The organism is Methylophaga sulfidovorans, assembly GCF_900114205.1.
Classification (GTDB): domain Bacteria; phylum Pseudomonadota; class Gammaproteobacteria; order Nitrosococcales; family Methylophagaceae; genus Methylophaga; species Methylophaga sulfidovorans.
Genome location: NZ_FOSH01000020.1, coordinates 1 through 13,547, shown reverse-complemented (window position 1 = coordinate 13,547; position 13,547 = coordinate 1). Strand labels below are relative to the sequence as shown.

Below are 13,547 nucleotides of genomic sequence, written 5' to 3'. Positions count from 1 at the left end.
AATGAGTATATTTGAACAACGTGAGTCCAGTATCCGTGCATATTGTCGTGTCTATCCTGTGGTTTTTGATAAAGCCAGTAATGCGCGGCAAACCGATGAAGACGGTAATGAATATATCGATTTCTTTGCTGGCGCTGGTGTATTGAACTTTGGCCACAATAATGAACGTATGACTTCAGCCGTGGTTGAGTATATTCAATCAGGCGGTGTGACCCACGCTCTTGATATGCAAACAACAGCAAAGCGTGATTTTATGGAAAAGTTTGAGAAAACCATCCTTAAACCACGAGGCATGACGCACAAGATGCAGTTTGTCGGGCCTACTGGTACAAATGCGGTTGAAGCAGCAATGAAGTTAGCAAGACGTGTCACATCACGGCAAGAAATAGTCGCTTTTACCCGTGGTTTTCATGGTATGACATTGGGCTCTCTGGCAGCGACAGCGAATCGCTATTTTCGAGGTGCTGCCGGTGTCCCGCTAAATCATGTCTCACATTATCCCTTTGGCTGTGAAAAAGCATGTCAGGGTTGCGAATCAGGCTGTGGCATGTCGGTATTAGAACATTTGCGTTCTCTATATCTGGATACATCGAGTGGTGTAACACCTCCTGCGGCCTTTTTACTTGAAACGATTCAGGCTGAAGGCGGTGTGAATGTTGCCTCTAAAGAATGGCTGCAAGAGTTAGCCAAACTTGCTCGTGAAGTAGGCTCTTTGATGATTATCGATGATATACAGGTTGGTATGGGCCGAACCGGTTCCTTCTTCAGTTTTGATGATATGGACATCGATCCCGACATTATTTGTATGGCGAAAGGGCTTGGCGGTATGGGCACGCCAATGGCAATGAACCTGATTCAACCTGAAATTGATGAGTATTGGGCTCCGGGTGAGCATACCGGTACGTTCCGTGGTCAGAGCTTGTCATTTGTCGCCGGTAAAGAGGCCTTAAGCTATTTTGATAATGACGACTTAATGGATGAGGTTAAACAAAAAGCCGAGAAAATGTATCAGGCTTTAGCGCCACTGGAAGACAAATTCCATCAAGTGCAAATACGTGGTAAGGGCATGATTATTGGTCTGGACGTGACAACCGGTGAACATGCCAAAGCTATTGTAGATACTTGTTTTAAAGCCGGGTTATTGATCGCCAGTTGTGGTACCGGTGGACGGGTTGTGAAGCTTATTCCACCACTGACTATCCCTGACGATGACTTGCAGGCCGGTTTAGATATCCTGGTGCAGACTACATACAAAGTCATGGAGGAAGCGGCATGAGACAACGTGATGATATGACTTTCCCTTTTGAGGAATATGAGCGCCGCCTGAGCGAATTACGTGTGCGTATTGCTCAACGACATTTAGATGCCGTGGTGATTACTGATCCGGAAAATATTATGTATATGACCGATTATCAGACCACGGGGTATTCCTTCTTCCAGGCTTTAGTTGTACCGCTTGAACAGGAACCCTTCATGATTACCCGGGCGATGGAAGAGTCGAATATTATTGCCCGAACCTGGGTAGAGCGAACCCGACCATATCCCGATACCGGCGATGCCATTCAAATGCTGGTAGATGCGTTACGTGAGTTTGGTCTGTCTGACAAACGCATTGGTTACGAGCGTAACAGTTATTTCTTTCCTGCTTACCAACAAGACTTTATTCATACCACGTTAACTGACGGAAAATTACTGGATTGTTTCGGTATTGTGGAGCAAGGGCGTATCAGAAAATCTGCTGTGGAGATTGAGTTAATGCACCGTGCCGCTAAAGCAACGGAAGCGGGCATGAAAGCAGGTCTGGATGCAGCTAAGGCGGGCGTCACTGAAAATGATATTGGGGCGGCTATCAGCTCAGCAATGTTTAAAGCTGGAGGGGAGCCACCGGCAGTTATGCCATATGTGACTTCGGGGCCACGAACAATGATAGGTCATGCGACATGGGAAGGCAGGACCGTAAAGCCTGGTGAGCATGTCTTTCTTGAAGTCGGTGGCTGTTATCGCCGTTACCATACGGCAATGATGCGAACAGTTGTGCTGGGTGAGTTATCTGACTCCATGTACAAAGCACAGGAAATCATGAAAAAAGCGTTAAGTGCTGTTCATGAGACTGTTCAGCCCGGTATGACGGTATCCGATGTCGACAATATGGTACGTAATATTATTTCAGACAACGATATCGGTGCCCGTCTCATCACACGTTCTGGTTATTCCATTGGCATTGCTTTTCCTCCAAGCTGGGATGAAGGCTACATCTGCAGTCTGAAACAAGGTGAGTCTGCCATTCTGGAAGAGGGAATGACCTTTCATATTATTCCATGGATGTGGGGTGTGGACGGGGATAAAACCTGTGGCATATCGGACACGATTTATGTGACCGAAGATGGTTGTAAATCCTTTTTCACCATGGATCGTGATTTCACCGTTAAGCCTGAACAAGCTGATAAAACACTTGTAGATATCAGTGAGGCACGTCAGGCTGAATCAAGCGATAAATCAAAATCAAAAGCTAAACAATCAAAATGAGGTGGAGATGTTAACTGCAACGAATCCATACACTGGACAAGAGATTCTTAAATATGAATCCTTAGATGAACAAGGCGTTAATGTAACGATAGCCAAAGCAGTCAACGCATTTGATTCCTGGCGAACCATGCCTATTCAGCAAAGAGCGGAGATTTTAAAATCAGTCGCTGCTTCACTACGTAGAAATAAGCCATTACTTAGTAAACTGATGGCTGAAGAAATGGGCAAGCCGGTAAAAGAAGGTGGTCCTGAAGTTGAAAAAGCGGCATGGTGTGCCGAGTTTTACGCAGAGCATGCAGAAGCATACCTGAGTAATGAAGAGTTACCCTCTGATGCTTCTAAGAGTTATGTCTGTTACCAGCCACTGGGTACATTGCTGGGTATCTTGCCTTGGAATGCGCCTCTCTGGTTAGCTTTCCGTTATCTCGCCCCAGCCTTAATGGCCGGTAATACCTGTGTGATGAAACATGATCCGAATGTACCGGGCTGTGCTCAGGCAATCGAGCAGGTCTTTCAAGAAGCTGGAGCTCCAGTAGGGGTGATGGTGAATTTGCCGGTGGAGACAGCATTGGTAGAAAAAGCCATTCGTCATCCCGATATTGTCGCTATTTCGTTTACCGGATCTGCTGGGGCAGGCTCTAAAGTCGCTTCAATGGCAGCTTCAGAAATAAAACCATCTGTGTTGGAACTGGGTGGCAGTGATCCGTTAGTTGTGCTGGCGGATGCTAATCTGGATGCCGCAGCAGACGTGGCGACTTTGTCGCGTATTATTAATGCAGGGCAATCGTGCATCGCAGCTAAACGCATTATTATTGAAGCCCCTGTATATGACGAGTTTATTGATAAATTAAAAACACGTTTGGAAAAATTAACCATGGGTGATCCGTTAGAGGAATCAACGGATATAGGGCCGATAGCACGTGCTGATTTAAGAGACAATCTACATCGTCAGGTCACTGAAACGATAAATGCGGGTGCTCGTTGTCTGTTAGGTGGTGAAACACCAGAGGGTAATGGTTTTGCCTATCCAGTCACTTTTCTGGCAGATGTCACGGCTGATATGACGGCATTCAGAGAAGAAACATTTGGTCCGGTAATGTGTGCAACAAAGGCAGAGTCAGCTGAACATGCCTTAGTACTTGCTAATGATACGGAGTTCGGGCTCGGCGCTGCTGTCTGGACTGATAATGCTGAACTTGCCAAAGATTTTGCCATGAAGATTAATGCCGGGCAGGTGGCGATAAACGGTATTGTGAAGACCGATCCTCGTTTACCGAGTGGTGGCATTAAAAAGTCTGGCTACGGGCGTGAGCTAGGGCCGCATGGTATTAAAGAGTTTGTAAATGCCAAACAAGTCTGGATCAAATAGCGCGTTTCTGGTGCTGACGTTTAAATTTACGTCGGTACCATAACCAGCCACCTGCAATACTTAACACGGCGGTGGATATGCCAGAGATGAAGACAAGAATACGACCTGTTAAATCAAAGGCTTCACCGCTGTGTAAAGGGAATAACCAGAAGGCTATTTTTTGCCTGAGACTCATCGCGTCATAGCTTTGCTCGGCCAGGATCTGGTTGGTTTGTGGGTTAAGCCACAACACAAAGCTTCCCGAGGTTTTACGTGGGTCATTAGCTGCGTTTAAGCGGATTTCAACACTTGGATTTTGACTGCTTGGTGGAATAATTCGCTGCCATTGTTTATCAGGCCAATACTGTTTGGCACTGATAAGCCAATTATCGGGTTGAATAGGATGATTACTCAACCAGTCTATATCTGGCGAGACTTTTGCTGGACGATTGAGCAACCATTTTGTCTGATCCGGGAATACCAAACTGATACCGGACACAATTAAGACAATAAACACAGGCAGTGATATAAGTCCTAAAGCAATATGGGTTCGGCGTAATCGTGCAACGGTTGAACCTGCTTTTTTTGTGCGAGCCAGTAACCAGTTCCAGGCTTTTTTGCTTCTAGGCCAGCCATAATAGACACCTACAATCACGTTGATTAGCATCAGGATAGCCAGAAAACCTAATACTAACTCCATGTTGTCACCCAGAAGAAACGTAAAGTGAAACAGATAGACCATTGACGTGAAATAACTTCCCCATTCACGCACACTCACCACATCAGCCGTATATGGATTAATCATGACTTCGATATTTTTTCCATGAAGGGGCGACTGTGAATTCATTTCCACAAAAGCGGTGTACATGGCCTTATCATTTCGTGGTGCCCGTAATGAATTAATATGCGCCACATTCGGTAATGCATGTAAGGCGGCATACATCACTTCAGCTATAGGGGCGGGAGAGCTTGTGGTGCCATTTTCAAGTACAAGCTGTGGGTTTAACCACTCATCAATGGCGTGATCAAACACAATAATTGCGCCACTAACGCTTTGCAGAAACAGCGGAATAAATAAGATCAGACCACTGATTCGGTGAAACTCAATCCAGAATTTTCGCATATGAAATTAATGTGTTTGAACGATACCAGTTGAGATAACAGTAGATACGTCGCTACTGAAAAGGAAAGAGCGAATTATCTTAAGTGAAGTGATAATTAATATCAAATAGGGTTTATTGTTATTTAGAGTCAGTGTGGATAAGGGGATTATTCATTTTCATGCGAGGTTTGAACATAAAGACCTGTGTGGTCCACTTCCACAGTAAATGTAATAGGACGACAGCAGACTTCACAGTCCTCGATATACTCTTGTGATTCAACCGAGCCATCAATCACCACCGAAATAATTTCACCACAGTAAGGGCAGGATACAGTGTGTTCTTGTAATGCGTAGACCATGTGATTTCTCCATCATTATTCATTTCAATGACTGAAGTTCAGAGGTGGAGTTCCTGTTGAGTATCAGCTGTTTGCTGTATAGCTGAACAAGTGACGTTTATCACCTAAACCAATACCTGTGGCAATAATCTGAAACCCCAGGTTTTTATAGAATTTGAGCAATGCTGGGTAGTGATCTACCGCATCTAATTGTACTGTTTTATCTTGTACTTGATTGAGGCAGAACTGCATAAGTCGTTTGCCATAACCAGTGCCCTGCATGTCAGGAGAAACAGCTAATTGGGTGATATAGACATCTGCTTTGGGTGCTTCTGGCCAGCAATCATCATAATAGCTAGCTTTGTCGGTGCCGATAGCAATACATCCCAGAATTTGGTCCCCTTTTTCCAGCACATATACTTGCTTGGTTAACAGGTTTTGTTTAACCGAATTATCATCATAAACACCAAGCCAGTGTGGCATGCCTTGTTGATGCATGTCTTCAGCACAGCGGATTAAAAGCTGGGTGATTTTAGTGAGATCTTTTTGCTCAGCTTTTCTGATATGAGATGAATTCATAATAAACTCGTGATAATACTGCCAGCCAGACACCATAAAACAATAATGACCGGCGATAAACGATAAACGTGTAACAGAATAAAGCCTGTTATCGCGATAATGATATCGGTAAAAGAATGAATAACATGTTGCCATATTGGTTGATAGAGTGCAGCCGCCAATAAACCAACCATAGCTGCATTAATACCTAGCAACGCTTTTTGTATGACGACATTATTTTGCAGCGACTGCCAAAAAGGCAGCAATGCCAGAATTAATAAAAACCCTGGTAGAAACAAGGCGCACAATGAAATAACAGCACCAGTAACACCGCCACTTTCTCCCGGTAACAAGGCTCCCAGATAAGCTGAAATAGTAAATAAGGGGCCGGGAACAGCTTGAGCTGCCCCATACCCTGCTAAAAATTGTTCCGATGAAATCAAGCCGGTACTCACCATCTTGTTTTCTAATAATGGCAGAACCACATGTCCACCACCGAATACGCTTGCACCCGCCTGATAAAAAATAGTAATAAAATGAAATAACGGTTGGTCGATATTCAATAAAGGGATAAAAAACAGAATAATAAACAGGATTAAAAAGAGACCAGCCATTTTTTTGCTATAAGGAAGATTCAACGAAAACGGCTGACCGGGTGTATTAGGCTGTAGCAGATATAAGCCAGCAATAGCACCGAATCCTATGATAAGAAATTGGCTAAAACTGAAGGGCGATAGTACTAAAAATAACAGACTGAGGCCTGCGATAATTCTTCTGTTTAAATCAGGACAAAGTTGACGTGACATTTTCCAAACGGCGTCAGCCACAACAGGGAGTGCCACAAGCTGTAATCCATGTAGAGCGGCATCTTTCAATGGCGATGATATTGAAACCACGTACATGGCAAACAGAATCAACGCTATTGCTGAGGGCAAGGTAAAAGCGAGGAAGGCATTGATAGCGCCTAAGATGCCGCCACGATATAGACCAATGGCAAATCCTAACTGACTACTCGCTGGTCCCGGCAATGTTTGGCTGACAGCTAGTAGTTGTGTGAAGTCTTCGTCAGAAAGCCAGCGTCTATTTTCAACAAACGCCTGTCGAAAATAGGCGATATGGGCTACCGGACCGCCAAATGCCGTCAATCCTAACGTGAAAAACGCTTTAAAAATATCAGCCTGAAGGGATAGTTTCACATCGGGCCATTGAGTATGTTGACGATCTCTTCGTGTTTCTCATTCAATCTTTCTCACCTTTATTGAATAGCTGGGTTTCTTTCAGCATTATTCTGTTTAATGGCTGTCCATACTTTTTCATGCATATAAAACGCAACAGTATTGATAGCCGGTTCAATTAACGCCATTGTGCCACCGACTAATATGCTGCCGGTCATTACATAACCCACGGTAAATGCCACACTGAAGTGGACAATGGCAAAGCTGATCGTTTTAGTCATGATCATTCTCCTGTTTAGTTGAGAATGATTATCATTAACTTATATGCATTTTTACAACAACTTAGTTAAATCATATTGATTGGAAAAGTCGATAATTTTAATCATCGTTTTTATCTGTTATTTCCATGGGAATAAACTGTTTTACATTTACTGCACAATCATTATGATGTAATTATATTTAATCGATATGAACGAATCTGCGTTCATAGTGACTATATATGTCCACTAAATAATAAGGAGGCTCATTAATGAGTACCATTGATATCGGTATCAATAAGCAGGATAGACAAGATATTGCTGACGGTTTAAAAAACCTGTTAGCAGATTCATACACTCTTTATTTACAAACACATAACTTTCACTGGAATGTCTCTGGACCACAATTCCGTGAATTACATCTGATGTTTGAAGAACAATATACTGAACTCGCTGTAGCAGTGGATGATATCGCTGAGCGGATTCGTACACTGGATGTTGCAGCTCCTGCAACATATAAAGCTTTCGCTGAACTGAGTTCAATCAAGGAAGTGGAAGGTGTGCCAGAGGCAAAAGAAATGGTCGGACTGTTGACCCACGGTCATGAACAGGTCGTAAAAACATGCCGTAAAGTCTTAAAACTTGCACAAGAAGCAGACGATGAATCTTCTGCATCATTGGTGTCTGATCGCATGCGTGTCCATGAAAAAACAGCATGGATGTTACGAGCACTTAAGTCGTAGCCATCATCAAGATTAAAAAAAGGGGAGCGAAAGCTCCCTTTTTTATTTCTGGTCTGTGATAAGTTGTTTTAACTCTTTTATCTGATCAGATAAATCCTGAATGGTGGTTTCACCAGCATGTTCTTTTTGCCATTGTTCTGCATTTTCTTTTTCCATGACATTGACCACGATGCCGATAAGCATATTGAGAAAAGCAAAGGCATTGAGAAAGATAAAACTGATATAGAAAATCCAGCTTAATGGATAGACTTCCATGGTTTCATACATTACATCTGTCCAGTCCTCAAAAGTCATGACACGGAACAGCGTTAACATTGAAATAGCGATGTCACCCCATAATGTTTTGTTTACGCCGGCAAAAAAAGTTGTTCCTACAGCGGCATAAATATAAACAATGATAAACATTAGAAGTGCGACATAACCGAGTTGTGGCAATGCACGTAGTAAAGAATTAAGTAGCGTCCGCAATTCTGGTATGACAGAGACCATCCGTAAAACGCGGAATATTCTGATTAAACGACCTACCAGTGCCAGCTCACTGTCTTCTATCGGAATAAGACTGACAACCACAATAATGGTGTCAAAAATATTCCAGCCACTTTTGAAAAATTGGAGTTTGTTGGTCTCAGCAAAAAAACGAATACTGATTTCAATTAGGAAAAAAATGGTGATCGCATAATCCAGCCACACAATTACTGTCAGAACATTAGGTGGGATGTTATAGGTTTTTGCACCGATCATTAAAGCTGAAAAAAGGATGACAGCGACAACAATCGATTCAAATAATTTATTTTGTTTGATGTTAAGAAAAACAGCCGCAAAACGATTTGTCTTTTGGGTAAGAGATGAGGCCATTTTTTCTCCTGTTTAATGATATGTCTTGGCTTGCTGCGGAATAATAGCGACTGCAAAAATTTATGCAAGTCGGAACATTATGTGTCGAAGGGATATATGGTATTGTCAATTTTTGCCATAAATGGAGAACGGTTATGACGACGCTACGTGATATCGTTGGAATAGGGCATCAGGCTTCAGCATTAAGTGACTCTGCGTTAATCCTTATTGATTGCCAGAATACCTACAGGGAAGGTGTGATGAAGTTGGATAACGTTGAAGCAGCTCTGCAAAACGTTAAAAAATTACTTGAATTGGCTCGCGAGCATGGCATTCCTATTTTTCATATACAACATGATGGCGGTAAAGGCTCACCGTATGACTTAAATAGTCGACTTGGCGCCATTGCAGATGAAGTTGCTCCGATAGATGGTGAGTATGTCATAGTAAAAAGTTTCCCTAACTCCTTTATTCAGACATCCTTAGACGAAGCTCTCCGCAAGCGTGGTATTGAGAATATTATCCTCGCGGGTTTTATGACGCATATGTGCGTTAACTCAACTGCGCATGGTGGCTTTAATCGTGGCTATAATGTCACAGTCGTTGCAGAGGCTACGGCCACACGAGCCTTGTGTATGAATAATGGTAAGCAGCTATCTGCTGAACAGGTCCAGGAAGTCACTCTGGCGGCTACTGAAGATCTATATGCGGTTGTTGTTGATAAGGTCGAAGACATACCAATAGACGCGATTCGCTAGTTATTTATTCTGCAGCAATTACCTTGCTGTTGGTGGTTGTCCAGACCAGTCCTGGGGAACACGTTGAATCTGGCTAATATCATAACCAACTTGTTTAATCAGGCTGAGCATATGTTGATAATCTGCCTCAGGAATTGTTGGGGTACGAGCCATGATCCAGACATAATCACGTTTGTTACGGGCAACAATCGTTTGTGAATAATCTTCGTTCAGATACATGATTCGGTAATCTGCTTTTATTGGCCAGATAAACTGCATTCCCCAAATAGCATTTGTTTTCTCATCTGTGATAAAGCCTGTTGGGTGATAGGTTTTTAATTCTCCGTCATAACTATTTTCATGAAATGTAAATGTGGTTTGAATACTTCCATCCGGGTTTAATTTATAGGATTCGATGGCATTGTGAGCGCCTTCTTCGATATAAGTGGGAATATTCGCGATAACGTACCAATCTCCCATAAATCGATCTATATCGACATAAGAAACAGGTTTAATAGGCGGATGATTAGTCTGACATCCGCTTAAAAATATCGCCATGACAATTATTCCTGAAAGGCTAAAACGTTGCATGTGAGTCACCTTGGCTTTTACAGCTTATGATTAATTGTGTATCGTGAATTTGCTGTGAAGCACGTATTTGATTCACTCGCACAGTTTAAGTGCGTTTTACCGCAAAGCATGGACATCAAAATAGCTCGTATATTTATTCTTAACGGGACTATCTCTGACACGGAATCGTCACTATAGGGGCATTATGATGCTCTATATAAGCTGATGACATATCCTTCATTAGCTAGATACATTGAATGGCTGAGAAATTGCTTCTCAATGAGGTTTAGTGATTATTTCAATTGAGGAAACTGGGATGAATGTAAGAATGTATATGGGGACAGTGTAATGCAGCTGACTTCACATTCAGATTATGCATTGAGGCTATTAATGTATTTGGCAATTCATGTTCCAGATAAACCCGCGACAGTTAAAGATGCATCTGAGCGTTACGGCATTTCTACCAATCACTTAGCGAAGGTAGCTCAGCGTCTTGTACAGGAAAAAATTATCAACAGCCAGCGCGGTCGTGGCGGTGGGCTATCATTAGCGATGCCTGCAGAGCAAATTAATATTGGCCACTTGATTCGAAAAATAGAAAACCCAGAATTATTGGAGTGTTTCGGTAGTAATTGCTCCTGCCCGATTGAGTCTGTATGCGTGTTATTTAGTGCTTTAAGGAAAGCTCAGCAAGCCTTTTTTAATGTTCTGGATGAATATACGCTTGCTGATGTGGTTAAAAACAAACATAAATTACAACAAAGCCTGTTATTGGCAAGGGCTGTGTAATATTAGGCATCGCTTTCTTTTGTAGTAGAGAGTTATCATTAACAGATAGAGCAATACCGTTCGGCTAAACCTGAATTATGGTTGGGTAGTCTATGTCACATGTTAATACTATAGGGATGATTCTTTATCTCTGTCTGGCTGTTTTCGGTGGTTTTTTATCTGGATTATTCAGTCATTATGTTTATCTTGCTGCCCGAAGGGATTTACCTGTTTGGGCGTCACTGCTATTCAGTGTTGTCTTTTATGTACCGCCAGTATGGGCCATCTTTAGTCTATTTAAAGATGATGACCTGGATATTTTCTATGTATTGTTAGTTATCTGTTTTGCTCTAGGGGTCAGGCATCACAAGAAGATTGCAGGACAGAAGCAAGCCGATGAACGTGAATATCCTTTTGATCTAGACTAAAAAAATGGAAATTATAGTTCTGCTTCAATATCATTAACGGTTTATTTGTGGTGTGTTTTCTTTGAAAAATCGTAAGCGACTATATACAGTCATCATCAGCATTATCGTTCTACTAGGATTTTTAGCAACAAGTCTCATCGGATATTTTGTTGCCAGATCTTCTATTTCAGAACGACTCCAACAGGAGATGCTGCCGTTGACCAGCGATAATATTTACTCAGAGATTCAACGAGACTTACTTCATCCGTTGGTCATATCATCACTTATGGCCAACGATGTTTTTGTGTTTGACTGGGTAAATGAGGGTGAAAAAGATCCAGAAAAGATGGAAAGCTATCTTAGTCAGATCCAAAAAAGATACGATACAATTACGGCGTTTTTTGTCTCCAGCAAAACAAAAAATTATTACCATCCCACGGGTATATTAAAACAAGTCTCTGAAGATGACAGTGCCGATGCCTGGTACTTCAATGCAGAAAATTCCAGTCAGCCTTATCAAATCAATATTGATCGTGACACTGCCGAGCCAAGCCGGTTGAGTATTTTTGTTAATTATCGAGTTATTGATAAAAAAGGAAATTTTATCGGTGTTATCGGTGTTGGTTTATCTCTATTAGTAGTGGAAGAGTTGATCGAAAACTATCAGCAACGCTATGGCCGCGAAATTTATTTTATTGACCGTCAGGGACAGGTCATGTTGCAAAGCAGTAAGTACAGTAAAGAGCTGCACATACAGAATAAAGAAGGCCTCGATAAAGTATTTTTACGCATTTTGACCACGCCAAGCTCATCTTTTTCATTTGATACGATAAATGGCAGTACTATTTATCTGAATAGTCGTTTAGTACCAGAGTTCGACTGGTATTTGATTGTTGAACAGGTAAATGACCCCGCTACAGAAAAAGTGGAAAACGCACTGATAGTAAATCTTTTGGTGTCGCTTGCTATCAGTCTGATTGTGTTATTCATACTGTATATTGCTTCGCGTGGTTACCAGGGACGCCTGGAAACGATGGCCACAAAAGATAAACTGACAGGCGCAACGAATAGACAAATATTTGATTCTTTTTTCATACAAGCTGTTGCACGAGCAAAACGGCGTAATGAGGCATTATCGGTTATTCTGATTGATATTGACCACTTTAAACGTGTCAATGACAGCTATGGTCATCAGTATGGTGATTATGTATTAACGACTGTTGCGAGAATTATGAACCAACATATCCGTGAAGAAGACGTGTTATGTCGCTGGGGCGGGGAAGAGTTTTTACTGATGATGCAGGACTGTAGTAAAAATGAGGCCGTCAGAGTAATGAATAATCTTCGGGAAGCGATAGCTATTCACCACTTTGACTATAATGGCAAAAAGCATCAAATTACAGTTAGTGCAGGTGTAGCTGAGTATCAGCAAACCGAGGCGATGAATCAGTTGATTGCTCGTGCCGATATATCGCTCTATAAGGCTAAAAATGATGGGCGAAACTGTGTTCGTTAATAGATGAGATTTCTGATGCTAAACAAATACCGCCACACATTTTTCGTGCTGTTTATTTGTTTAGGTTTGGCTTGTTTTCCCGTTACCTCGTCAACTGATCACCAAATCAAACAGATGATGGCAGTGACACTCAGCGTATATGCGTTAGCTCGTGGTTTAAATGGTGTTATATCGGTAGCTCAGGGCACAGAAGTCTCTATTGAGCCTATGGGGGTTGGAGTGACTCTCGCACCAGGGCAAATCCTGGATCCTTTGAATGATCTGATTGAACAATTTTCCACTATTTTACTGACTGCTTCAGCTTCGTTAGGTATCCAGCAAATAATTTTGTTTGGGGCTGATCCAGATAACTAGCCCATATTCGCTTTAACCCATTGAGTTAATTGTTTTAATTGACTCTTTGGGTCACTGTTATTAAATCGCCACTCACACTCTTTCAAAAACAAGTGAAAATGCTCCTTTGGAATACCGTTAAATCGCCGTAAGTGGCGCTTAGCTTGATTCCAAAAATTCTCAATACCATTGATATGATTTTGCTTATCGGCAAAAAGCTTACTATGGTTAATACGATAGTGTTTAAATTCGCTTACATCTAACGCATTATAACTGCGCCAAGTATCGGTATAGACAATACTGTCAGGTTTCACCGTCTGTCTAATAATGGGTAT

The 13,547-nt window shown here is 42.0% G+C and carries 17 protein-coding genes; 9 read left to right on the top strand and 8 right to left on the bottom strand.

Features of this window, described 5'->3' with window-relative positions; genetic code table 11:
- Position 1 precedes the first annotated feature (1 nt).
- Genes BM232_RS13590 through BM232_RS13580 form a run of 3 tightly spaced genes read left to right on the top strand, consistent with a single transcriptional unit; the run spans position 2 to position 3,895 of the window.
- Entirely contained in the window at positions 2 to 1,276 is a 1,275-nt protein-coding gene (locus BM232_RS13590; protein ID WP_091715753.1) for an aspartate aminotransferase family protein, read from the top strand.
- Positions 1,273 to 2,526: an ectoine hydrolase gene (gene doeA / locus BM232_RS13585; protein ID WP_091715750.1), complete on the top strand. Its 1,254-nt coding sequence runs from the start codon at positions 1,273 to 1,275 to the stop codon at positions 2,524 to 2,526. The genes BM232_RS13590 and doeA overlap by 4 nt, the downstream gene beginning before the upstream one ends.
- Positions 2,527 to 2,533: 7 nt before the next feature.
- A complete protein-coding gene (locus BM232_RS13580) occupies positions 2,534 to 3,895 on the top strand; it encodes an NAD-dependent succinate-semialdehyde dehydrogenase (protein WP_091715748.1) in 1,362 nt (453 codons plus the stop codon).
- Here BM232_RS13580 and BM232_RS13575 read toward each other — a convergent pair.
- The 5 genes from BM232_RS13575 to BM232_RS13555 form a co-directional block, all read right to left on the bottom strand.
- Positions 3,888 to 4,997, bottom strand: a complete 1,110-nt coding sequence (locus BM232_RS13575; protein ID WP_091715746.1) for a PepSY-associated TM helix domain-containing protein — start codon at positions 4,995 to 4,997, stop codon at positions 3,888 to 3,890. The two genes, BM232_RS13580 and BM232_RS13575, sit on opposite strands and share 8 nt — an antisense overlap.
- Before the next feature lie 146 nt (positions 4,998 to 5,143).
- Entirely contained in the window at positions 5,144 to 5,335 is a 192-nt protein-coding gene (locus BM232_RS13570) for a CPXCG motif-containing cysteine-rich protein (RefSeq protein WP_091715743.1), read from the bottom strand.
- A gap of 63 nt (positions 5,336 to 5,398) precedes the next feature.
- Entirely contained in the window at positions 5,399 to 5,893 is a 495-nt protein-coding gene (locus BM232_RS13565) for a GNAT family N-acetyltransferase (RefSeq protein ID WP_091715740.1), read from the bottom strand.
- Positions 5,890 to 7,068 carry a chromate efflux transporter gene (gene chrA, locus BM232_RS13560; RefSeq protein WP_091715737.1) on the bottom strand — a complete coding sequence of 393 codons (1,179 nt, stop codon included), beginning with the start codon at positions 7,066 to 7,068 and terminating at the stop codon, positions 5,890 to 5,892. The genes BM232_RS13565 and chrA overlap by 4 nt, the downstream gene beginning before the upstream one ends.
- A gap of 59 nt (positions 7,069 to 7,127) precedes the next feature.
- A complete protein-coding gene (locus tag BM232_RS13555) occupies positions 7,128 to 7,328 on the bottom strand; it encodes a DUF2061 domain-containing protein (RefSeq protein ID WP_091715734.1) in 201 nt (66 codons plus the stop codon).
- A gap of 248 nt (positions 7,329 to 7,576) precedes the next feature.
- On the opposite strand from BM232_RS13555, the gene BM232_RS13550 reads away from it, so the two are divergent.
- Complete coding sequence (locus BM232_RS13550; RefSeq protein WP_091715730.1) at positions 7,577 to 8,047, top strand: Dps family protein; 471 nt, start codon at positions 7,577 to 7,579, stop codon at positions 8,045 to 8,047.
- Between the two features lie 42 nt (positions 8,048 to 8,089).
- Here BM232_RS13550 and BM232_RS13545 read toward each other — a convergent pair whose 3' ends face one another.
- Positions 8,090 to 8,902 (bottom strand): ion transporter, encoded by an 813-nt coding sequence (locus BM232_RS13545; protein ID WP_091715728.1) that lies wholly within the window; start codon positions 8,900 to 8,902, stop codon positions 8,090 to 8,092.
- A 134-nt stretch (positions 8,903 to 9,036) separates the two neighbouring features.
- Here BM232_RS13545 and BM232_RS13540 point away from each other — a divergent pair, with 134 nt between their 5' ends.
- The gene (locus BM232_RS13540; protein ID WP_091715726.1) at positions 9,037 to 9,639 is read left to right on the top strand and encodes a cysteine hydrolase family protein; all 603 of its coding nucleotides are present in this window, start codon (positions 9,037 to 9,039) and stop codon (positions 9,637 to 9,639) included.
- Between the two features lie 18 nt (positions 9,640 to 9,657).
- On the opposite strand, the gene BM232_RS13535 is transcribed toward BM232_RS13540, so the two are convergent.
- A complete protein-coding gene (locus tag BM232_RS13535) occupies positions 9,658 to 10,176 on the bottom strand; it encodes a lipocalin family protein (protein ID WP_245752969.1) in 519 nt (172 codons plus the stop codon).
- A gap of 360 nt (positions 10,177 to 10,536) precedes the next feature.
- Here BM232_RS13535 and BM232_RS13530 point away from each other — a divergent pair, with 360 nt between their 5' ends.
- From BM232_RS13530 to BM232_RS13515, 4 genes are all read left to right on the top strand, one after another.
- Complete coding sequence (locus BM232_RS13530; RefSeq protein ID WP_091715721.1) at positions 10,537 to 10,977, top strand: RrF2 family transcriptional regulator; 441 nt, start codon at positions 10,537 to 10,539, stop codon at positions 10,975 to 10,977.
- A gap of 92 nt (positions 10,978 to 11,069) precedes the next feature.
- Positions 11,070 to 11,384, top strand: coding sequence for a hypothetical protein (locus BM232_RS13525; protein WP_091715720.1), 315 nt, complete (start codon positions 11,070 to 11,072; stop codon positions 11,382 to 11,384).
- Positions 11,385 to 11,445: 61 nt separating this feature from the next.
- Positions 11,446 to 12,879, top strand: coding sequence for a sensor domain-containing diguanylate cyclase (locus BM232_RS13520; protein WP_091715719.1), 1,434 nt, complete (start codon positions 11,446 to 11,448; stop codon positions 12,877 to 12,879).
- Positions 12,880 to 12,894: 15 nt separating this feature from the next.
- Positions 12,895 to 13,233, top strand: a complete 339-nt coding sequence (locus BM232_RS13515; protein ID WP_245752967.1) for a hypothetical protein — start codon at positions 12,895 to 12,897, stop codon at positions 13,231 to 13,233.
- Here the strand turns inward: BM232_RS13515 and BM232_RS13510 are convergent.
- The coding region (locus tag BM232_RS13510) for an IS1595 family transposase (protein WP_143092266.1) at positions 13,230 to 13,547 on the bottom strand (318 nt) is incomplete at its 5' end. The two genes, BM232_RS13515 and BM232_RS13510, sit on opposite strands and share 4 nt — an antisense overlap.

What these genes read in the sequence shown, in the direction of transcription:
- BM232_RS13590 (WP_091715753.1), top strand. Translation starts at nt 2, where the DNA reads ATGAGTATATTTGAACAACGTGAGTCCAGTATCCGTGCATATTGTCGT.
- BM232_RS13525 (WP_091715720.1), top strand. Translation starts at nt 11,070, where the DNA reads ATGTCACATGTTAATACTATAGGGATGATTCTTTATCTCTGTCTGGCT.
- BM232_RS13555 (WP_091715734.1), bottom strand. Translation starts at nt 7,328, where the DNA reads ATGACTAAAACGATCAGCTTTGCCATTGTCCACTTCAGTGTGGCATTT.
- BM232_RS13580 (WP_091715748.1), top strand. Translation starts at nt 2,534, where the DNA reads ATGTTAACTGCAACGAATCCATACACTGGACAAGAGATTCTTAAATAT.
- BM232_RS13550 (WP_091715730.1), top strand. Translation starts at nt 7,577, where the DNA reads ATGAGTACCATTGATATCGGTATCAATAAGCAGGATAGACAAGATATT.
- doeA (WP_091715750.1), top strand. Translation starts at nt 1,273, where the DNA reads ATGAGACAACGTGATGATATGACTTTCCCTTTTGAGGAATATGAGCGC.
- BM232_RS13535 (WP_245752969.1), bottom strand. Translation starts at nt 10,176, where the DNA reads ATGGCGATATTTTTAAGCGGATGTCAGACTAATCATCCGCCTATTAAA.
- BM232_RS13565 (WP_091715740.1), bottom strand. Translation starts at nt 5,893, where the DNA reads ATGAATTCATCTCATATCAGAAAAGCTGAGCAAAAAGATCTCACTAAA.
- BM232_RS13530 (WP_091715721.1), top strand. Translation starts at nt 10,537, where the DNA reads ATGCAGCTGACTTCACATTCAGATTATGCATTGAGGCTATTAATGTAT.
- BM232_RS13515 (WP_245752967.1), top strand. Translation starts at nt 12,895, where the DNA reads ATGCTAAACAAATACCGCCACACATTTTTCGTGCTGTTTATTTGTTTA.
- BM232_RS13545 (WP_091715728.1), bottom strand. Translation starts at nt 8,902, where the DNA reads ATGGCCTCATCTCTTACCCAAAAGACAAATCGTTTTGCGGCTGTTTTT.
- BM232_RS13575 (WP_091715746.1), bottom strand. Translation starts at nt 4,997, where the DNA reads ATGCGAAAATTCTGGATTGAGTTTCACCGAATCAGTGGTCTGATCTTA.
- BM232_RS13570 (WP_091715743.1), bottom strand. Translation starts at nt 5,335, where the DNA reads ATGGTCTACGCATTACAAGAACACACTGTATCCTGCCCTTACTGTGGT.
- BM232_RS13540 (WP_091715726.1), top strand. Translation starts at nt 9,037, where the DNA reads ATGACGACGCTACGTGATATCGTTGGAATAGGGCATCAGGCTTCAGCA.